The sequence below is a fragment of the Hymenobacter glaciei genome (genome assembly GCF_039539585.1).
Lineage (GTDB): Bacteria > Bacteroidota > Bacteroidia > Cytophagales > Hymenobacteraceae > Hymenobacter > Hymenobacter glaciei.
This window is the reverse complement of record NZ_BAABDK010000032.1, coordinates 185,385-208,030: the sequence shown is the minus strand read 5'-3', so window position 1 is coordinate 208,030 and position 22,646 is coordinate 185,385. Positions and strand designations below refer to the sequence as shown.

The 22,646-nt window shown below is 61.9% G+C and carries 8 protein-coding genes; 6 read left to right on the top strand and 2 right to left on the bottom strand.

Features of this window, described 5'->3' with window-relative positions; genetic code table 11:
- Positions 1–57: 57 nt before the first annotated feature.
- Together ABD837_RS21715 and ABD837_RS21710 are read right to left on the bottom strand one after the other, a co-directional pair.
- Complete coding sequence (locus ABD837_RS21715; RefSeq protein ID WP_345058790.1) at positions 58–768, bottom strand: hypothetical protein; 711 nt, start codon at positions 766–768, stop codon at positions 58–60.
- A 708-nt stretch (positions 769–1,476) separates the two neighbouring features.
- Entirely contained in the window at positions 1,477–4,305 is a 2,829-nt protein-coding gene (locus ABD837_RS21710) for a 4-alpha-glucanotransferase (protein WP_345058788.1), read from the bottom strand.
- Positions 4,306–4,548: 243 nt separating this feature from the next.
- Between ABD837_RS21710 and ABD837_RS21705 the strand changes: the two genes are divergently transcribed.
- The 6 genes from ABD837_RS21705 to ABD837_RS21680 all read left to right on the top strand — a co-directional run bounded on the left by ABD837_RS21705 (position 4,549) and on the right by ABD837_RS21680 (position 22,520).
- Positions 4,549–9,798: a translocation/assembly module TamB domain-containing protein gene (locus ABD837_RS21705; RefSeq protein ID WP_345058786.1), complete on the top strand. Its 5,250-nt coding sequence runs from the start codon at positions 4,549–4,551 to the stop codon at positions 9,796–9,798.
- Positions 9,795–12,242: a translocation and assembly module lipoprotein TamL gene (tamL, locus tag ABD837_RS21700; protein ID WP_345058784.1), complete on the top strand. Its 2,448-nt coding sequence runs from the start codon at positions 9,795–9,797 to the stop codon at positions 12,240–12,242. Before ABD837_RS21705 ends, tamL begins: the two co-directional genes overlap by 4 nt.
- Positions 12,243–12,955: 713 nt before the next feature.
- Positions 12,956–13,882, top strand: a complete 927-nt coding sequence (locus ABD837_RS21695; protein ID WP_345058782.1) for a C39 family peptidase — start codon at positions 12,956–12,958, stop codon at positions 13,880–13,882.
- Positions 13,883–14,243: 361 nt separating this feature from the next.
- Positions 14,244–17,213, top strand: a complete 2,970-nt coding sequence (locus tag ABD837_RS21690) for a T9SS type A sorting domain-containing protein (protein ID WP_345058780.1) — start codon at positions 14,244–14,246, stop codon at positions 17,211–17,213.
- 318 nt (positions 17,214–17,531) lie between these two features.
- Positions 17,532–21,185: an Ig-like domain-containing protein gene (locus ABD837_RS21685; RefSeq protein WP_345058778.1), complete on the top strand. Its 3,654-nt coding sequence runs from the start codon at positions 17,532–17,534 to the stop codon at positions 21,183–21,185.
- A gap of 594 nt (positions 21,186–21,779) precedes the next feature.
- Positions 21,780–22,520 carry a LytR/AlgR family response regulator transcription factor gene (locus ABD837_RS21680; protein ID WP_345058776.1) on the top strand — a complete coding sequence of 247 codons (741 nt, stop codon included), beginning with the start codon at positions 21,780–21,782 and terminating at the stop codon, positions 22,518–22,520.
- Positions 22,521–22,646 lie beyond the last annotated feature (126 nt).

The following is a 22,646-nucleotide window of genomic DNA, read 5'->3' as shown; positions in this document are numbered from 1 at the left end:
TCGGCAAACAACTCCGCATTCAATTCTCCCCCTTTAGTGAAAACTAATTCATCCGACCTACTTAGCCGCAGAAATTACCTGATTGACCGTAACGGGTGTGCCGCTTAGCGACAGCACCCCGGCACCGGACGCCGGAAGCGACTTAATGCGGTAGTTACTGATGGTGCGCCCTGCATCGGGGGTGCCAGTCAGGGGCAGCGACAACGCCGTCGCGCCAAACGAACTCAGCAGAATCTGCGACGTCTGGGAGCGGGCCACGAGGTTGCTGACGTTGATGGTGTAGGTAGCCGAATTCGACACTTCCCCCAGGTTATTTGTCAGCGTATAGGTGAAGGTGTACGTGCCAATAAAACCAGCCGCCGGCTGAAAAGCCAGGCCTGGATACGTCCCAAAATTCAGCGACGATGTTCCAACGGCAACCGCAGCCGAAATCGAATTATTGGCCGGGTTGTAGCCATACAGGGTACCGTTGGCACTGTTGGCAGCAGTCAGCGTGAAAGTAATGGTAGAGATGGGATTGCTCGACGTAAACTGCACACTGGGAATTACGGCGTTGCCTGCTCCCACCGCAACCACTGTAGTCACGTTGCTGGCCACGGCTGCTACCGTGGGCCGTTGTACTCGGCGGACCGACGCAACAGGTTTGGAGATGGGGGCATTGGAGGCACTATGACCGAATGGTGCCATGTTGGCCGGTAGTCCGTCCTGGCTCCAGCCGGGCAACGCCAGCAGCAAAAGCAGCACCAGCGTTTGTAAGAGTAATTTCATTAGGGCTGAATGAAGAAAAAATTAATAAGCTTGAGCAATGAAGGGGAGGTGAATACTACGAGCACGACCCGTGGAAAAGCAGCGAAACAAGCCAGCATGCCGGCTGGAATACCAGCTCCCGGCTCCCGGCTTCGGGATGTTTGCTTTTGATATGAATCCAGCTAAATGGCCGGACTAAACGCATTAAAACCGAAAGCTTCTGGGTTCAACTAACCCGCACTCTTGATAACTACTTATATACCTTGTATACAGTATCACAAAACTAGGATGGGTGTTTGCAGAAGAGACATAATTTTCGACAAACTCCCCCTTTCGCGCGGTCAAACAGCAATCGCTCACTTTGCCGCGCATGTAGTAGGCTGCCAACAACTTAAGCGGCCCTTGCTGAGCTTAGAGGCTACCTACGAAACCATAACTTATATGGATTGAGTGCTATCGACAAATTTTGGCCCTTGCTATAATCCAATAATTTCACCTCATCGATACAGCTACCATCCTAATAATCTACGCCCCACCCAATGCCTGCGCGTTGGCTGATGCTACTAGAAGAATAGTTATAGTTATGTGCTGATTGATAGCAACTTTACAGTAAGCCTGGGCGTAACGAGGCAGCGGGCGACGTTTGCCTCGCATGCCGTGCTCGAAAACGCAAAAGCCCCTTTCCTAGCGGAAAGGGGCTTTTGCGTTTTCGATAGGTAGGGTAAGAACCTAGCCGCGCCCGCTGGCTGCTACCAGTGCCCGCAACGGCTCGTTGAAACCAACGGCGTCCACCAACTCTTCCAACGGCAGGTGCACCCGGTACTTCCAGAAGTGCGTGGGGTTGCTGGGCACGTTGATTTGCTCTTCGTGCGGGTTGGCGCGGCGCAGGTGGCTGTCGATGGCCAGCAAATCCTGGAGCGGGAAAATGGCCCACATGGCCGGCGAGTGCAGGTGCTGCACCAAAATTTCGCGCGCCACCCAGGGCTCGCAGAAGAACGGGGCAATCTCGCGCCAGTGGCCCATTATGGTCTCAAAGAAGCGCTGGGTGCGTACCCGGTCTTCTTCCCACCAGCCGCGAACGGTGCTCATGTCGTGGCTGCTGGTTGTAACCACGCTTAGGTACGGAGCTGTATTGGGGTGGCCAAACTCGGTTTCGGGGTTCGAGGGCATGCGCTGGATGTGAAGGCCCAGCATGCCGAGCTCCTTCATCACGCCGGGCACCGAGGCGGGCACCATGCCCAGGTCTTCGCCGCAGATGAGCATGTCGGTGGCGTAGCGCACGGGCGGCAGCTTGGTGAGGCCCTGCTGGCGCCAGAACTCCTCGTGGCGACGGAAGAAGAAGTCGACGTAAATGTCGTCGTACAAGCGGCTGCGGTCCTGTTCCGATTCGAGCTCCCGGAAGGAATAGCTCTTGTTCAGGGTGATGCGCGGGTGGTAGAAGTCGTCGCCGGCGGGCACGAACAGCACCTCGTTCACTAGCCGGAAGAGGCCTTTTTGCAGCCAGGCAAAATAGTCGGCGTACTCGGGCTGGGCTGCCAGCTTCTGGGTGATGTAAGCTTCGATTTTGCGCTGGTTGTCGACGTGTGGCTTCAGATGAATGCGGCCGTAGCTGGCATCGTCCAGGTATTCATCGAACACGGCCTCGGCCTCGCCTTGGAAAATATCCTGCAGCATGTGCCAGCGGATGTAGGGCTCGCACAGGCGGGAGTAGTCGAACCAGCCCAGGCGGCGTTCAATTTCGTGGCGGTGCAGCGGCAGCGCCGGCGAGAAGTGGCCCAGCAGACCTTCCACCGACTCGATGGGCATTTCCCAGATGCGGAAGAAGCCCAGGATGTGGTCGATGCGCAAAGCATCGAAGTAGCGGGCCAGGTGACCCATGCGCTGCTTCCACCACTTGTAGCCGTCTTCGGCCATGCGCGGCCAGTTATAGGTTGGAAAGCGCCAGTTCTGGCCGGTGGTCGAGAAATCGTCGGGCGGGGCACCGGCCTGGGCGTTCATGTGATAGAGCTCGGGCTGCGTCCAGGCATCCACCGAGTGGCGGTAGATGCCGATGGGCAGGTCGCCCTTCAGCACCACGCCTTTGGAGCGGGCGTAGGCCACGGCCGCGCGCAGCTGCTTGTCGAGGTGGAACTGGGTGAAGAAAAACAGGCCGAAGTCGTCGTAGTCGGCGGCCGTTTCGGCGGTAAGCTCGGCCAGGTTCTGCGGGGTGCGGAACTCGGCGGGCCACTGCTGGAAATCGGCGGTACCGAACCGGTCGCGCAGGGCCGAGAAGGCGGCGTACGGCACCAGCCAGCTGCCCTGACCGTCCAGAAACTCGCGGTACTCGGCATCGGCCAGGAAAGCCTTCTTCTCCTGCTGATACAGCAGCTTCAGAAACTTCCACTTAGCGTTCATCACCGGCTCGTAATCCACGAAATCCTTGGCGTTGAACTGCTCTTTCAGCTGGGCCAGCTCCTTGGCGGCTTTCTTATCCTTGAGGGCGGCGATGCCTTCGAGGTGCACAAACTGCGGGTGCAGGGCAAACACCGAAATGGCGGCGTAGGGATAAGAGTCGACCCAAGTATGAGTAGCAGTAGTGTCGTTGATGGGCAGAATCTGCACCAGCTTCATCCCGGTTTGCACCGCCCAGTCGGTCAGCAGCTGCAAATCGCTGAATTCCCCTACCCCAAAGCCCTGGGCGCTGCGCATGGCAAACACGGGCAGGGCCACGCCGGCCCCGCGCCAGGCATCAGCGTAGCGGTAGCTTTCGTCGTTGAAAACGCGGGCGGCGGGGCGGCCCTGCGTCACGGGCACCACGCGGTTTTCGCCGCCTTCCATGTCGAGGGCGTGCCCGGCAGCCGCATCCCACATCGCGTACTTGTACAAGCATTCCTGGCCGGGCTGCTGCAGCTTCACGGTACCGGTCCAGGTGGGGTACTCGGCGTCCGACAGCACCAGGGCTTTGGTGTTGTCCCAGGCGCCCAGCGCCGGGTCGGAACCCAGAATGCACAGGCCCAGGTGCGAATCGACGCGCGGGGCCAGCAGGCGGAACATGGTTTCGCCGGTGGCGGGGGCGGTAGTAGGTGTTAGCTGGTTGTCGGTTGCCGGCGCGGCTGCGGCAGGAGCGGCCGTTTTGGCCGCTTTGGTTTTGGCGGCAGCTGCTTTTTTGGCTGCAGGAGCCGGCGCGGCGGCGCGGGCCGGGTTGTTCCCGGCTGGGCGGCGGAACAGGCCTTTGGTGAAAGCGGCAGTCAGCAGTTCGTTTTCGGGCTGGGCGGGGGCCCGCCAATAGTCGCTCAGGTGCAGGCGCGGCGTGCGGGCAGGATTGTAGGCGATGCAACGGTTGGGGCCGAACTCCCACTGCTGCGCACCGGTGTTGTCGTCGCGCAGCACATACTTATAGGTAAGCTCGCCGGGCGCATCGGGCAGGTCGACTTCGAGGCTCCAGCACGTCGTGGCTTCGTCGTAGAGCAAATCGACAGCCGCCGCGGGCTGCCAGTTGCCGAGGCTGGAGTGCGAGCCACAAACGGCCAGACGCTGGCCAAAGATGGTGCGGTAGGGCAGAGAGAAACGTAGTATCATGGGCAAGCTGGTGGGGGTTGGACGCGCAAGATAGGTACTTGTCGGAAGAGGATTTACGAAGCCAGAACCGAGGCCGGATGCTGAAACGGTTGCGCACCGGCAGGCCGCTTGGGCCCGGGCTTACGCACGCCGGGCAGGCGGTGTTTTGTCGGGCGGGGCGGCAGGGTAGTTTCTAACCCCCGATGCTCTTTTTGCGTTGGGAAGAATTGCCCTGTTTTGTGTTGTAGCTAATTCCTCCCTGCTTTGTCCACCTTTCTGCGTCGAACTCTTTACGGAATCCTGGGGCTTTTAGCCTTTATCCTGCTGCTGGTTATAGCGGTAGTTGTTGTGCTTCAATTCCCGGCCGGACAAGATTTTGTGGCGCGCCGGGCCGAAAGCTACCTGCGCGGCAAGCTGAAAACGGAGGTGCGAATCGGGAAATTCCGCACCGATTTCCGCCACGCCATCAACCTCGATGGGGTTTATCTGGAGGACCAGAAACGCGACACTTTGCTGTCCGTTGGTCACCTCGGCGTCGACCTCGACATCTGGGCGCTGCTCCACAGCCAAGTCAACGTTTCCAATATCGAGTTGAACGATGGCCGGGTACGCCTCACCCGCACCGAGCCCGACTCGGTGAACAACTATGACTTCATCATTGACGCCTTTGTCGACCCCAACGCGCCGGTCGACACCACTTCCTCGGCACTGAAGTACGACATTGGCAAGGCGCGCCTTACCAACATCAACTTCACGCAGCTCGACCAAGTGACGGGCTCCGACATTCGGGCGCGCATCGGCGAGTTCACGGCCAACATGGACGAGGTGGATGTGGACAAGTCTATCTATAAGGTGGATAACGCGGCGCTGCGGCGCTCGGCCATCAGCATCGTGCAAACCAAAACGGCTCCCGAGGTGGAAAACCCGGGCCCCACCGAGCCGCTCACGCTGCAACTGGGGCTGAACCACGCGACGCTCGACAGCGTGGCTTTTGTGTACAAGAACAGTCCGGCGGCGCAGTTTATCAGCACCAACATCGGGCTGGCCGACATCACCGCGAAGGACATTGACCTGCAAAAACAGCGCGTCACGCTGGGCAAGCTCACCCTCAAAAACACCGCTTTTGCTTACGCCCAGAACGAGGCCGTACCCGTGGAACAGCGCGTGGTGAACCCCGCCGAAGCCGTCCGCAAGCTGGATGAAGCCACCGACAAAGTGAAAGTCGCCACCGGCCAAGCGGCCGCATCGCCGGGCTGGCGCGTGCTGCTCGACGAGTCTGACATCAGCGGCCTGGCCGTGAAGTTCGACAACTTCAACCAGCCCAAGCAGCGCACCCGCCTGCCCGCGCTCGACTACAACCACCTCGACTTCACGAACCTTGTACTGAACACGCACAACCTACGCTACTCGGAAAACAGCACCACCGGCCGCGTCGACAACCTCGCCGGCCAGGAGAAAAGCGGCTTCAAAGTAGACTCGTGGAAAGCCAATGTGGTGTACGACTCCGTGCAGATTCGGCTCGACAGCCTTGATTTGGTGACGCCGCACACCCGCATCCGCCGCACGCTGGCTATTGGCTACAAGGATTTTGCCGCGCTGGGCGACGTGAAGCAATTGGCAAACCTGAAGATTGAAGGCGACCTCCGCAATGTGCGCCTCGGCTTCCGCGACATTCTGTACCTGGCCCCTGATTTGGCCGGCACCGCGCCCTTCAACACCGGCCCCAACCAGAGCGTGTTGCTGAACGGGCAGATTGCGGGCCGGGTGGGCGACTTCTCGGTGCGCAACTTTGAGTTTGTGGGGCTGCGCAATACCGCGCTCAAAGCCCGGCGCGGCCGCATTCAGGGCCTGCCCAATACGGATGCGCGCCTGTACGCTGACCTCGATATTCAGGATTTCCACACCACGCGGGCCGACATTCTCAGCCTCGCGCCCAAGGGCAGCATCCCGAACAACATCAGTATTCCGCCCACAGTGGCGGTGAGCGGCACGTTCAAAGGCCGGCCAACTACGCTGGCGTTCGACACCAACCTAAAGCTGCGCTCGACTTATGGCAACCTTGCGTTCAGCGGGCGGCTGGGAGCGAAGCAAGCCAACGGGCGGCAACCGGTGGTGGGCACCTTCGCGGTGGGCGGCTTCGACTTCGGTAAGCTACTAAAGGACCCGACCATTGGACGCGTAACGGCCACGGGCCGCATCAATGCCACCGGCAACCTGCAGGACCCCGGCACGCTGGTGGGCCAGGTGAAGGCCAACGTACAGAGCGCCCGCTACAACGGCTACACTTATAAAGGTGTGGCCGCGACGGTCGACCTCGACCGCAACCGCTACGTCATCAACGCGAGCAGCAAAAACGACCCCAACCTGAACCTCGACCTGAGCGCCGTGGTGAACCTGCGCGACCCGCGCAACCCCACCTACGAGGTAACCAAGCTAAACCTGCGCGGGGCCAACCTCACGGCGCTGGGCTTCTATACCGGTGGCGACCTGCGCGTGCAGGGCAACCTGGTAGCTAACCTGCGCGGCTCGAACCTGAATACGCTCAACGGCACGTTCAGCGGCACCAAGATTGTGATTGTGCGCGATAATCAGGCCTTCCCGCTCGACTCGCTCAACGGCCGCATTGTGCAGAACGACCGCCGCACGCTGGCCACCATCACCTCCGACATAGCCAACGTGAACCTCGATGGCAACGTGCACCTCGGCGACATCGCCACGGAGCTGCAGCAGCACCTCGACCGCTACTTCGACGTGCCCGGCGTGAAGTACGTGCCCAGCGGAGTTGACCGTCACTTCACCTACTCCCTTAAGCTGAAAGACCCCACGCTGGCCACCAAGCTGGTGAAGGGCCTGAAGAAAATTTCGCCCTTCACGCTGGCCGGCGACTACTCGCGGCAGGCGGCCCGCCTCACGGCTAACACCAGCATTCCCATCATCCGCTACGAGAACTACAAGCTCGATTCGCTTAAGCTGGATGTAAACTCCGACCCGCAGAAGCTGGACTACGGCCTGCGGCTGGCCCAGGCCGCCCAGGATACCACCCTGAAGCTGCGCCGACCCAGCCTCATCGGCAGCGTGGCCAATAATAAGCTGTCGGCCCGCGCGGCCATTCTGGGCGACTCGGCCAACCGCGAGCGGCTGGCGGTGGCCGGCACCCTGCAGGCGCTGGCGCAGAGCGGCGGCCGGGGCAGCAGCGTGGTATATGAGTTTGTGGCCGCGCCCGAGCAGGTGATTAACTATGAAAACTGGACGGCGGGGGCCAACAACTTCGTGCGCTACTACCCCACCGGCGAAGTAGTGGCCAACGGCCTCAACCTAACCAACGGCCGTAGCACGCTGGCCCTGCAAAGCCAGAACCCGCAGGTGCGCACCTCGCCGCTGGGCGTCACGTTCAGCAACTTCGAGTTGGCCGAGCTGGCTAAAATTGTGCAGCAGCAGGACTCGCTGGTGGCCGGGCAGCTGAACGGCACGGCCCGCATCGACAACCTGGGCAAGAAAACCCAGGCCTTCACGGCCGATGCCACCATCAAAAACCTGGTTTTCCAGAAGGCTCAGATTGGTGACATTGCCGTGAAGGCGACCAACCCCGCTCCCAGCCGCTACGATATTGATGCGCGCCTAACCGGTGGCGCAGCCGGTACGGTGGGCGGCGCGGGCAACGATGTACGCGTAACCGGCACCTACTTGGCCAACAGCGCCACCCCGCTCGACTTGGTAGTAGATGCCACTCGCCTCAACCTGAAACTCATCGAGCCCTTCTCCGTCGGCCAGGTGCGGCGGGCCAGCGGCTACGTGCGCGGCCAGCTTACGGTGAAGGGCGCCACCAGCGCGCCAGTGGTACGCGGCACGCTGAACACCTCCGACGATGCCGCTTTTGTAGTGCCGCAGCTGGGGTCACTCTACCGCCTGCCCAACCAAGCCATTGCGTTTGACGACCGGGGCCTGGCCTTCAACAACTTCACCATACTCGATTCGACGTCGAACAAGGCCGTTATCAACGGCTACCTGCTCACGAAGAACTTCGTCGACTACGCCTTCGATATGCGGGCCACGACCAACAACTTCATGGCCGTGAACAGCACCCGCAAGAACAACACGCTCTTCTACGGCAAACTGGTGGTGGACTCGGAAACCCGCCTGACAGGCCCGCTGGAACTGATTAAAGTGAACACCAACGTAACCGTCGTCACGCCCTCGGACCTCACGGTGGAGTCGCCGCTGGCCGACCCGAGCAAGGTCGACACCGAAGGCGTTGTGCAGTGGATTGACAAGAGCGTGCCCCTTGATACCATGCTGGCCCGCAAGCTGGCCGCGGCCGATACGCTGCGCATGACCGCCTCCGGCTACGACGTGACGGCCGTGGTAACGGTAACCGACAAAACTCCTTTCACCCTTGTCATCGACCCGGTGAGTGGCGACAACCTGCGCGTGCAGGCCAATGGCACGCTCAACACCAACATCGACCCCACGGGCAACATCACGCTCAGTGGCCGGCTCGAAGTGGCACGCGGGCAGTACCATTTGTCGCTCTACGACCTGGCATCGCGCGATTTTATGCTGCGGCGTGGCTCGAGCATCACCTGGAGCGGCGACCCGTTCAACGCCGACCTCGACCTGACAGCCATATATAAGGTACTAGCCGCCCCGGCCGACTTGCTGGCCGGCCAGGGCAGCAACGACCCCACGGCCAACACCATTTCGCGCAACCGCCTGCCTTTTGAGGTACTGCTGAATGTGACCGAGAACCTGACCAAGCCGCTTATTGGGTTCGACATTACCTTGCCCGAAAACCAGCGCGGAGCTCTTGGCGGCGAAGTGGAAGCCAAGCTAGCCCAACTGCGCCAGCCCACTCAGACTTCACAACTCAGCAAGCAGGTTTTCTCACTCTTGATTCTGGGCCGCTTCCTGCAGGAAAACCCGTTCCAGAGCAGCGCCAGCGAAGGCTTCGTGGCTACGCAGCTGCGCGGCTCGGTTAGCTCAGTGCTCACCGACCAGCTTCAGAACCTGACCGGCAAATACCTGGCCGGCCTGGGCGTTGACCTGGGCGTAACCAACCAGGCCGACTATAGCTCGGGCAACGCCAAAAGCCGCACCGACCTGAACGTGGCCGTGCGCCGCCAGTTCCTCAACAACCGCCTCTCGGTACGCCTCGGCACTGATGTGCCGCTGAGTGGCAACCAAGGCACCCAGGCCACGCAAGGAGCCAATGCCGCCAGCAACTTCGCCGGCGACGTAAGCATCGAGTACACGGTACTGCGCGACGGCCGCCTGCGCCTGCGGGCCTTCCGGCAGAATGCCTACGAGGACATCGACGGCCAGCTTGTCAAAACTGGTGCGGCCCTAGTGTTCCAGCGCGAATACCGCGACCTGAAGGAGCTGTTCTCAAAAGTACCGAAGGAGGTAAAAGCCGAGCGCAAGGAGCAGCGTAAGCAGGAAAAGGTCGAAAAGAAGGCCGAAAAAGACTCCACTCAAACCGCCCCCGTTGCCCGGGCCGATAGCAGCAAAACAAAATGAAAAAGCTGCTTCCCACTGTCCGCTCGTTCGGGCTGCGCCGATTGACGGCCGCAGCCACTACTGCCGAAACTCTTGTGTTGAATTCAATTAATAACCAACTCTGTTCTGTTCGGGCCGCTAAGCGCGCCACCGTGCCCTTCGCACTGCTTCTGCTGGCTTCGTGCTCCGGCTTGCAATACATTCCCAAGGGCGAAAAGCTGTACACGGGCAGCAAGGTCACCATTAAGGCCCCCGAGAAGCTGCCCAAGCAGTCGGCGTTGCAAACCGAGCTGGAATCGGTTATTCGGCCCAAACCCAATGCGTCCATTCTCGGGTTGCGGCCCAAGCTGTACTTCTGGCACCTGGGCGTGGGCAAGAAAAAGGGCATTGGCAAAACGCTGGCCGACAAATTTGGCGAAGCGCCGGTGCTGCTCTCGCAGGTGAAGGCCACCGCCACGCGCGACCTTATCAGCAACCGGCTGCACAACAACGGCTACTTCCGGGGCACGACCACGTCGGAAGTGAAGGAGCAGGAAAAAACGGCTCAGGTGAACTACACGGCCAATACTGGCCCGCTCTACCACTTCGCCGAGGTCAACTTCCCCAAGCGCGACACCCTGATTGACGACGCCATCCGCCGTACCCAGGGTGAAAGCCTGCTGAAGGTGGGCGACGCCTACAACCTGAACACGCTCACGGCTGAGCGCGTGCGCATCGATGCAGCGCTGAAAAACCAGGGGTATTATTACTTCTCGCCCGATTTGCTGATTTTCCAGGTCGACAGTACGCTGGACAAAAAGGCTACCATCGATTTGCGCGTGAAGCCCACCGCGCCCGACAAAACCCTGCAGCCTTACTGGCTCGACCAGGTGAAGCTCAACACGAATTATGTGCTGACGGATACCGTACGCCGCCAGCCCATTCGCTACAAGGGCTACAATTATTACCCCGATGAGAAGGTGTTCAAAGCGGTCGCCATCACCCGCGCCACCTTCCTGTATCCGGACAGCGTGTACCGCCGCCGCCGCCGCGACCAGACCCTGAGCCGCCTGATGAACCTGGGCACGTTCCGCTTCGTCGAAATTCGCTTTGCCCCCGCCGCGGCCGGCGATACCACTGTGCAGCTTCCCGGTGGCCGGCCTTACCAGCGCGCCCGCCTCGATGCGGAGGTGCTGATGACCCAGCTCAAGAAGAAAAGCCTGCGGGCCGAAGTGCAGCTGGCCACCAAAACCAACGGCTTCACCGGCCCGGCCCTAATCGTAGCCTTCCGCAACCGCTCGGCCCTGCGCGGCGGCGAGCAGCTGCTCGTGAACGCCACGGCCAGCACCGAAACCCAGACCAACAGCAGCAACACCAGCGTGGGCCTCACCAGCTACGAGCTGGGCCTGAACGCGCAGCTGCTCATTCCGCGGCTGGTGGTGCCGAATTTGCCGTTGCTCGATGTGCGTCTGACCAACTCGGACTTTCAGCCCCGCACTTCTATCGCGGCCGGCTACAAAACCGTGACGCGCGCCGGCTATTTCCGCGAAGACCTGCTGAACTTCAATTACGGGTATTCCTGGAAAACCAAAATCACCAACGAGCAGGAAATTCGGCCTATTGACATCACGTATGTGCGCCTGGGCAGCCAGGAAGAGGCTTTTACGAAGCTCTTAGAAAGCCGCGCCTACCTGCGCAGCGCCTTCCAGCAGCAGTTCATTCTGGCCAGCTCCTACCGCTACACCTACAACCAGCAGGTGCTGGAGCAGCGCCGTCAGCAGATTTACTTCAGCGGCCAGATTGAGGGCAGTGGCAACCTAGCCCAGGGCATTGCCAGCAGCTTCAGCTTCCCCAAAACCGACGGCAAGTACACCATTGGCAGCCAGCAGTACAGCCAGTACCTGAAGTTCGATTTGGAGGTGCGCGAATACTACCGCATCAACCCCAACCCCGCCTCCGGCAACCGCATCGTGGCCCGCCTGCAGGCCGGCATTGGCCAGCCCTACGGCAATTCCGACGTGCTGCCCTACCCCAAGCAGTACGGCATTGGGGGCCCCAACTCGGTGCGGGCCTTCCCGGCGCGCGGTGCGGGGCCGGGCACGTACAAGCCCGCCGCCGGCGACCAAACCCTCAACCAGTTTTACGACCAGGTAGGCGACATTCGCCTCGAAGGCAACGTGGAATACCGCCAGGACCTGTTTCCCTACGTGAAAGGGGCCGTGTTCCTCGATGCCGGCAACATCTGGCTGGCCAATCCCGACCTTGACCGCCCCGGCGTAAATGCCGACGGGCAGCCTGATGGCACGAACGGCCAGTTTAAGCTTAGTTCATTCGCCAAGCAGCTGGCGGTGGGTGGCGGCGTTGGCATTCGAATTGACGTAAACTTCTTCGTCATCCGCTTCGACTACGCCATGCCCCTGCGTGAGCCTTCTGGCAAAACCGGTGGTCCCGGCCGCCTCAATCTGGCCATTGGTTATCCTTTCTAAGCCGGCTCTCCTACCGCGAGGAAACACGTTTTTCGCCTAGCAAGCGGCGGCAATTCTTTCCCAATGCGTCGCCTCCCTTCAAAAGCAAAAGGCCCCGACACCGTGCTGTGTTGGGGCCTTTTGCGCTTAAACGGCACGCGCTGGCGGGCGAGGCCCGACGAGTTGAGCTGCGAGCAATTCCACTCCCCGCTCAAGCAGGACTTTGGCGTCAACCACTCCACCCCCGCCGGCCGCCTCTGCGTGGCCGACTGCATCGCGCGGCGCCCGTTGCTTCGAATTCAACGGCCCAACCATGCTGCGCGACGCGCGCCTGCAACCCTACCTAAAGCAGCGGCTGTTGCAGGGAAGCGCTTTTGGCTGTGGGAGCGGCACCCGGCGGCTGGCCAGCGGCAGGCTTTTAGAGCCGTTTCGAGATTTATCTACAGTCAAGAACGAGTAGGGGCGGGGTCGTTCCTGTGTACACCTAACACGAAATGGCTGTAATGACATCAATTGGTAGGGGAGTTGTATGCCTCCGACGCGCCGATGGGCCTACCCGACGTTCTGCCTGGTCATAGGTTTTTGGTTGTTGGGCCCAGCAAGGCGGGCGTTGGTCCAACTCGCGGGGGCGGTAGTTAGGATGTAATCGGGCAGTAGCTCAACTTGCTCCTACTTCCCACCAACTCTGCCCGGCAGTCCGGGCCCATTCCTTCACCTTCTAACTCCCTGTTGCTATGAACATTCGTTATGCCGTTGCTTTGCTCGGCTTTTCCCTGCCTGCGCTCGTAAGCTGCCAGAAAGAGCAGCCCGCTCCGGCCCAGTCCGTCGCCGTTACCGCCCTGGCCGATGCCACCACCTCAAGCGTCACCGTCAATTGCGCCTCGTCGTTCGTGGTGGGCCAAAGCAGCCCGTTCTCCGGCACAGCCGGCGCGGGCGTCACCAAGATTATTGCCTCCGTCGATGGCTACATCATTAAGGACATGCCCGTGACCAACGGGACGTATTCCTTTCGCTACGCCTTCAGCCAGGCGGGCACCAACCGCCGCCTCAACATCAACGCCTTCAGCAGCAACGGCACCTCGCTCGCGCAGGTGGCTAAGTTGGTAAATGTGACCACCGTAAGCACACCCTATGTGCAGAACGTGCCCTACTTTTACCAGTACTACAACGCGCTGAACCCGGAAGGCTCCTGCCAGAACACCTCCCTGGCAATGGCACTCAAATACTACGGGGCACCCGTAACGCCAGACCAGCTTTCTTACCGCTACGGTGTGGGCGCGGCGGCCGCGGGTGGGCTGACCACCATCCGGGACAACTTCAACAGCGAAGCCTCGCGCTATGGTATCCGGATGCGCGACCGTACCTATGCCAATGGCAGCGTTGCGCAGTTGCGGCAGTTGGCTGCCTCGGGCAAGCCGGTTATCGTGCAAGGTTACTTCACCAATTTTGGCCACGTCGTCGTCGTCATTGGCTACGATGGCACCAACTACTACGTGCATGACCCGGCCGGCCTCTGGAACCAGCAGTTGAGCCCCTATGCCAGCCACAGCAGCCGCACGCCCACCAACGGCATGACGGTGCGCTACGGCAAGGCAGTTTTCGAGGCGGCGGCTACTGGCAGCGACGGCTACATCTGGTTGCACGAGTTCTATTCCATTTAACCTGGGTTCCCGAGGCCCTGCGGCGGAGCACTTGGCCGCCCAGAGTCTGGCCACAAATGCCAGATTCCGGGCGGCTTTTCGTTTGAGGTCAACCCTTCGACGCCACCTGCTACCACGCCGTTTAGGAGAGCATCAAAAAGGTGGGGCAAACCGATTGATTGTTCGGTCCAAACGGAAACGGAGCAGATAGCCGCTTCACCCAGCGGTGGCTTGCCCCACCCTTTTTGATGCGCTCCTCACCTGTGAGCGCAACGCCGATGCCGACAAGCTCAGCCTGACGACCGTGGCCCCCTGCCAGCGACTACCTGCTGGTGAGCTTACCCCGCCCCAACCCTTACTCACTTCCATCTACTCCTTTCCTATGAAAACAAGCCTCCTCCTTCTACTGCTGCTGCTGGCCAATGTATTGTCCCCAGCGTGGGCCCAGACCACCGTCCAGCTCAGCAATACGGTAACCAATGCCAACCCGCTAGGCTTCGGCCTGAACTGGGCGGAAGGCAACGCGGCCCGCAACCTCAATGCGCTGAACAACCACACCGGCGACCCCGGCTTCGGGCGGCAAATTATTCGCATCAAGGGCACCTGCGACGGCGGCAGCACCACCTACGCCGAACACAGCCAGGGCACCACCTCCGACTACTACGAAACGCTCTATACCGGCATGTTTGACGGGGGGGAGATTCGCGTGTACCGCGAAACGCCCACCGGCATCTCGCTGGTGCGCACCAGCCCCATCCTGAAATTCTATGCCGACGGGCTGGCGCCCGACCACCACCGCATCACGTTTGCGGCGGGCCCGGCCGTGCAGGCCGGCGACATCTACGTGCTCACGCGCGAGGCCAACGCCGACCTCAACCAGTTCGCGCACCCGCGCCTGCCGTGGATTCGCAACGGCAGCAACACCTGGGACAAGAGAGTGGAAGACCAGAATGGCCTGGGCAACGCCGCCGACGTGACCAAGGAACTGGTAACCGACGTGCCCCCCAACGGCGGCACCACCAGCTGCCGCATTGCCAACACCAACCCCAACAACGTGGAGGTGGGCATTGGGCAGTATTTCAGCAACAGCCCCGAGAGCGGCGAATTTGCCTTTGAGCCCAGCAAAACCTACCGCGTGACGGTGTGGCTGAAGCAGACCGGCATTGCTGGCGGCACCGTGCGCCTGCACACCACCAGCACCAACATCACCCACGACTTTGTGGTGGGCAGCACCTGGCAGGCCTACACCTACGACATTGTGGGGCAGAACCCGATTACCGACGGCGCACCCGTCGATTTCCTGGAGCTGACCTTCAACGGCACGGGCACACTGTGGATTGACAACTTCACGATGCACGACGCCTCGTACCCGCTGTTCGCCCTGTCGCCAGCCATCGAGCAGCAGATGCAGACCTACCACCCCCAAAACATCCGGGTGTGGAGCGGGCAGACCAATCAAGAGCTGGGCACCACCATCAGCGACTGGACCGATACCGAGCTGCAAAGCGCGCGGCAATGGAACGTGAACCAGGGCCCGGTGACGGGCGGGGCCCTGAAGCTGCCCACCTTTCTGCCCTTGTGCGAAGCCAACGGCATCGCGCCCTACCTCATCTGCAACAACTCGTTCAGCGAGGCCGATTTTCTGGGGCTAATGGAGTACCTGGGCGGACCAGCCTCCTCGGGCTACGGGGCCAAGCGGGCGGCCCAGGGCCACGCCGCGCCCTACACGGCGAACATCGGCAAAATCTACATCGAGCTGGGCAACGAAACCTGGAACGACCTGTTCAGCCCCTGGACCTACGATTTCAATGGCGCGCGCTATGGCAAGTTCGCGCAGTATTTTTTCAACGTCATCAAATCGAGTCCCTACTACGATGCCAGCAAGTTTGAGCTGATGATTGGGGGTTTTCTGGTCACGTCTGACGAGAACGGCTACGGCCAGCAGGCCGTGCTCAAAGCCCCCGACGCGACCCACCTGATGGTAGCCAACTACGTGGGCGGCTTCGACGGCCTGCCCATCCCGGCTTCGCCCACCTTCACCGATTCGGTGCAGCAAACGGCCTTTTACGCCCGCTGGATTACCCGCGGCATCATCGACGAGCACATTGCCACCCGCAACCTGCTCGCCAGCCAAGGGCGGTCCTACCGCCTGGGCATCTACGAGGCTGGGCCCGGCTACGCCCTGCCTAACCCCGGCTCGCCCTTTAACCCCCAGGCCGAGCGCATCGGCAAGTCGCTGGGGTCGGCCCTGGCCAACCTCGACGCCTTTCTCTACCAGAGCCAGCAGGGCTTCGGGGTGCAGAACCTGTTTCTGTTTGCCCGGGGCTTCAACTGGAGCTCGCACACGGCCGAGTCGCAGGGCCTGCGCCCGCACAACCATTTCCTGGCGTTGCAGATGCGCAACCGCTTCGTCTCCGGGGCCATGGTGACGGCTGCCGTAACGGGCTCGCCCACCACGTTCCTGCCCGCAATCGACGGCAACGGCAACGGCACCTACGACGGCGGGTACGGCGAGGCGGCCGCGGGCGACTACGAAAACATTGCGGCCTACGCCTTCCGCGACGGCAACCGCTACTCCACCTTCGTGCTCAATCGCAGCGTGCGGGTCGCCACGCCGGTCACGCTTCAACTGCCCGCGGGGGCTAGCATGGACAGCCTGCGCCTCTACCAACTCAGCGGCGACCCCACGGGCAGCAACATCGCGGGGCTGAACTACCAGTTGGTACGCCAGCACTTACCGGTACCGGCGGGGGCCACCAGCTACTCGTTTACCATACCGGCGGGCAGCATTTACCTGCTGGTGAGCAGCAAAAAAGAAGCGCCCCTGCCCGTGTCGCTGCTCTCGCTGAATGTGACCTCTGCGGGCCGCGCCGGCCTGCGGGTGCAGTGGGCTACCGCCAGTGAAACCAACTGCCGACGCTTCGACGTGGAACGTTCCGCCACGGGCACCAACTTTGTAAAAATTGGCGCCGTACCGGGCCACGGCAACAGCAGCACCCGCCAGCACTACCAGCTGCTTGACTCTCACCCCTCGCTCGGCCTCAATTACTACCGCCTGCGGCAAGTAGATACCGACGGCACCGCAACGTACAGCTCGGTAGTGGTGGGCCTGTTCGACCCCGGCGCCGAGTCCGACGGCCTCCTGGTATCGCCCAACCCCGCCACCACCTACCTTACCCTGCACACGGCGCCCGGTCCCGGCGGCCCCCTCGAGGTGCTGAACAGCGCCGGCCAGCGAGTGCTTAGCCAAACGCTTTACCAGCCGGAGCAGCGCCTCTACGTGGGCGACCTACAGCCCGGCACATACTTCGTGCGCTTCAGCGGGGCAGTGGCCCGATTCGTGGTTCACTAATGACAGCTACGAGGCTACTACCCGGTTTATCATCCGATAGCCCATGGGGAGCTTTTTGTTTCGCGGCAATTACCGCGGATGTGTAAGGCAATAGCCCCAAGGCGTGGTGGTGTGATTTTCGGGCCGAAAGTTCGCCAGAAAATAGGGGGTTCTTCTTAATTAAACCCATAGTCGCAACAAACGACCGTGAGCAAATAAAATTTGCGGACTGGCTTTTCAGAGCTCAAGTACCCTACGGACGGCCCCAAAATTTCGCCTTGCCCGACTGCCTTTCTTCCGGTAGACATTCTTTGTTTTTTCGTCCTAACCCCGTTTCTTATGAATCCAATCTTATCGTTCCGCCCCCGCTCCGTACTGGCCCTCCCAACGGCCTTGCATCGGGCCTCCCGCGCGCTTGCCGCCCGCGCCGGGCGTTTCAGCCGCGCGCAACGTTGGCCGTTCGGGGCCGGCCTCGTGCTGGTGGCCAGCCTTTTTGTGGCCACGTTCCCCGCCCAGGCTCAAACCTTCAAGGCCATCCCGCTTGACTGCGGCGGCTGGTTCAGCGGCTTCGCCCAGGCCGACAACGGCCGCCTCTACGGCTACGGCGACGTGTTCGGGGCCTGGCGCAGCGATGACGGCGGCACGAGTTGGCGCTACCTGAACTGGGGCATCCCCGGCGGCGACATCTACGGCACGGGCATGGCCGTGCAGAAGGACAACCCCGACGTGGTGTACTACGGCGCCAGCAACGCCCTCTCCAAGTCCACCAACGGCGGCGACAGCTGGACAAGGGTGCTCGAAATGGGCGACGACGCCCCGCGCTTCCGCGGCAGCTCCCCCATCCTGATTCGGTCGAACAACCCCAACGAAATCTGGTTTGCCGGCTCCCGCAAGGGCCAGACGGGCTGGCTCTGGAAGTCGAGTAACGGCGGCACCGACTGGGTGAAAGCCGGCGGCAGTGCCTTCGACAACAACCGTACCCGCACCCTGCACAACGTGGCCGCCTTTCCCAACCAGATTTGGGTCGGCTCGGATAATGGCCTCTACGTCTCGACTGACGGGGGCACGAACTTTAGCCTAGTCGGCGGCTCGGGCCGCCTGACCAACGTGGGCATGATTGCGCGCTTCACCACCGGCTCCTTCGCCGGCGTGGGCCTGGTCACCCGCAGCGACGGGGGCTACGCTGGGGGCATTTCGCGCATCACGGCCACCAACTACAACGACGCCAGCACCTATTCGGTGAGCAACGCGGCCACCGGCAACTTCTTCCTGGGCTACCCCAGCGGCCTGCAAATCTTCTCCGACGGCTCGTCCAGCGCTTGGAACACCGCGGCCGACATCCACGCCTTCAGCCCCGCCGGCAACGGGGGGCAGACTTTCACCAAGCGTGCCACCACGGTCAACACCAGCGTCGTGCCCATCTGGGCCACGGCCGCAGGGCTGGCCGCCCGCAACACGCCCGACTACGGCACGGACCAAGTCATTGAAGCAGTGGGCAACCCCAACAAGTGGCTTATCACCGGCGGCGGGGCCCCGATGTACAGCTTGGATAAGGGCTTGTCCTGGCAGTACTTCCCCAACGGCAACGGCCTGGCCGCTGCCAAGACCTACTGGGCCAACCCCAGCCGCTTCGACGCCAACCGCGTCTACGTCCCCGCCGGCGACATCGGCTCGGTCACGATAACCGACGGCGGCAGCAGCGGCCAAGCCACTCAGAGCTCGTTCAAGAGCTACTACGGCCTGCACAGCACCTTCCGCGTGCTGGAAGGACCCGACACGCAAAACCTGGTGCTGGCCGGCGTTGACCAAAGCAACAGCGCGACCGTGATTCTGAAGACGGCCAACGGCGGTTCATCGTGGAACACGCTCAGCCAGACCGGCAACGGCCTGCCGCGCTCCCTCGACGGCATCACCAAGTCGGTCATGTCCCTGACCGACGCCAACGACTTTCTGGTGGTGTTGGCCTCCGGCACGGCCAACAGCGGGCCCATTCCCCCCGGCTCCATCAACCCCGGCGTGTGGCGCACCACCAACGGCGGCACCACCTTCAATCAGGTGGCCGATTTGCCCACCACCGGTTTGCAGACGGGCCACCGCTACGACCCGCAAAGCTGCTTTATTGAGCGCGACGCCGTGCAGGCCAACGTGCGCTACTTCGTCTCCCGCAGCACGCCTTTTTACCGCTCCACTAACGGCGGCACCAACTGGACGGCCCGCACGCACCCATACAACCAGCAAGCCTGGGCCTGGGACCTGCACGCCGACCCCGTCCGCGGGGAAAACATCTGGGCCGCCGGCGACTACGCCGGGGTAAAAGTCTCGCGTGACGGGGGGCAGAGCTGGACCCCAACGGCCAAGTACCTGAACGCCCGCGTCCTGGCCTCCTACGACGGCAAGATTGCCGTATTCGGCAAGGCCAGCGGCGACGCCGAGCCCCTGCTCTACTACTCGGAGGACGACGGGGCCACGTTCCGTGCCCTCACCACCCCGGCCCGCAACTTCCACGGCGTCCAAGGCCTGGCCGTGGACCGCAACGGCAAGGTGTGGGTGAGCTGGAACTCGGTCACTGTCGTGAATCCGAACCCGGTGACCAGCGTGGCGGTGACCCCTAACACGGCGACCCTGGCCGTTGGCGCCACGCGCACACTGAGCGCGAGCGTGGCCCCGTCCACGGCCAATCAGGCCGTGACCTGGACCAGCAGCGCCCCGGGCATCGCCACCGTGACCAGCGGCGGGCTCGTGACCGGCGTATCCGCCGGCTCGGCCACCATCACGGCCACCTCTGCGGCCGACAACACCACCACCCAAACGGCCACCATCACCGTGACCGGCGCCGCCACGGCGTACCCCATCATCACCAGCCGCGGCGAGAACCTGCCCAACGAGGGCAAAGCCCAAGCCTTCGACCTGAACAACGGCACGAAGTGGCTCGATTTTAACGCCACCAGCTACCTGCAGATTCAGTACCAGAACGCGGCGGCCTTCAACCAGTACGTGCTGGTGTCGGGCAACGACTCCCCCGAACGTGACCCGACCACCTGGACGGTGCAAGGGTCCAACGACGGCAGCAAATGGACCGTGCTCGACAGCCAAAGCGGCCAGTCGTGGCCCAGCCGCAACCTGCCCCGGTCCTTTGGCTTTGCCAACAGCACCGCCTACAGCTACTACAAGCTCGACATCACGGCCAACGGCGGCGGCAATATTATTCAACTGGCCGAGGTGACCTTTGGCACGCTGTCCCGCAGCGTAACCTTGGAAACGTGGTCGAACGTGGGTGGCACCACCCTGGCCGCCATCCCGACCACCGCGGCTACGTCCACGGCTACGTTAACCTCGCTGGAGAGCCCTACCAACAGCTCCGACAACTACGGGCTCCGCATGCGGGGCTACATCGTGCCGAGCACCACGGGCGCGTACACCTTCTACATCGCCAGCGACGACAACGGCGAGTTCTGCCTGAGCGCTGACAGCCAGCCCACCACTGCCCCCATCTGCAGCGTCGGCGACTGGACCAACTCCAAGCAATGGGACAAATACGGCAGCCAGCGGTCCGCACCCCAGACCCTGGTGGCCGGGCGTAAGTACTACTTCCGGGCCCTGATGAAAGAAGGCGGCGGCGGGGACAACCTGGCCATCGGCTGGACGGGCCCGGGCTTCCCGGCCATTACGGTCATCGGCGCGGCCAACCTGGACCAGTACGTGCCCACGGGTGCGGCCGGCCGGCCTGGCCTGGGCGAGGGCGCGGCCGCGGAGCAAAGCTCTGCGGTGCACGTGTACCCCAACCCGGCCGCGGGCAGCTTCCGCGTGAGCACAGGCAGCGCCGACGGGGCCAAGATTACGGTGACGACCATGGACGGGCGGGTGATACGGCGCGTGCAGGCGACGGGCCCGGTAACCAATATAGAGTCGGGCACCTGGCAGCCGGGCCTGTACCTGGTGCGGGTGCAGACGGGCGCGACCACCACTGTCAAGAAGCTGGTTATTGCCAACTAACGCAGCGCTCGCCACAAAAAAAGGGTCACCCAATCCGTTGGGTGACCCTTTTTTTGTGGCGAGCGCTACCTAGGTTTGACTTACCAGAGGGCCGTATACAGGGGCCAGGAGCGGAAAACAACGGGAGAACCATTGGCAGCTTGGGCAGCCCCTGGCGCCTGGCCGCGACGAGGCGGGACAAGCACAACCGTTGCTGGGGTTCTTGTTGCAAAAGGATACCGTTGGAGCGCATCAAAAAGGGTGGGGCAAGCCACCGCTGGGTGAAGCGGCTATCTGCTCCGTTTCCGTTTGGACCGAACAATCAATCGGTTTGCCCCACCTTTTTTGATGCGCTCCGTTTACTGTTTTTCAGGATTTCACCTATTTGAGTCTCCCACTTCCGAGCAGCCGGTTGCACGACCGCGGCCCTCAAGCGCCAGTTATGCCCCTACTTCGTTGCCCTGTGCACGCACTCCGAAACCGCGCTAAAAAACCAAGTGCCGTATTTGTCGTTTCTTTCACCACGCTTCCCAACGGTGCCCAACTAACCGATAAGCTGGTTTTTGCTTCGCATCTACCTACGCAAATCCATTCTCACCCCGAATTCTGCTGCGCATGGCAAAGGTTCTTATCGTTGAAGACGAATTTATCATCGCCGCGCATCTGCGGACCATAGTAGAGGGCCTGGGCCACGAAGTAATCGGCGTGGCCGACCGCGCCACCGAGGCCCTAGCGTTGCTGCGCGGCGCGGCCGAGCTACCTGCCCTGGCGCTACTCGATATTACGCTACGCGGCGAACTGGACGGCATCGATTTGGCTAGCCGGCTCCGGGCAGAGTTTGGCCTGCCTTTCGTCTTCGTCACGTCGCTGGCCGACGCGGTTACCGTGGCCCGCGCCAAGCAGGCCCGTCCGCTGGGCTACCTGGTGAAGCCCTTCGACGAACAAGAAGTATTCGTGGCCCTGGAAATGGCCCTGGCTGCCACCGAAACACCTTCGACCAATCCGGCCCCCACGCTCGACGCCACCCCCACTAGCCTGTTCGTACGCGACCGGAAGCAACTGGTTCGGGTAGATTTTGCCGACATCTGCTGGCTGGAGGCCGATGGTAACTACACCACGATGCATACGTGCTTGGGTTTTCGCTACACGGCGGTGGCTGCCCTCAAACAAGTGGAAGAGCGCCTACCCCCCGCCGATTTTCTGCGCATTCACAAGTCATACATCGTGGCGCTGAACAAGATTACGGCCCTCAGCGGTCAGACGGTGGTAGTGGAGGGACAGCACATTCCGGTGGGCCGGGCCTACCACCCGGCCCTGCTGAGCCGGCTCAATTTGCTCAGCAATTCGCCCAACTAGCCAGGGTTGATACCGACCGCAGTTTCCAGGTTGGTGCACCTGAACAAGTAGGGGCGGGGCTTGCCCCCGCCCGTCGTTCGCGCCAAACTAACGATGATTGTCCAACAACGGGCGGGGGCAAGCCCC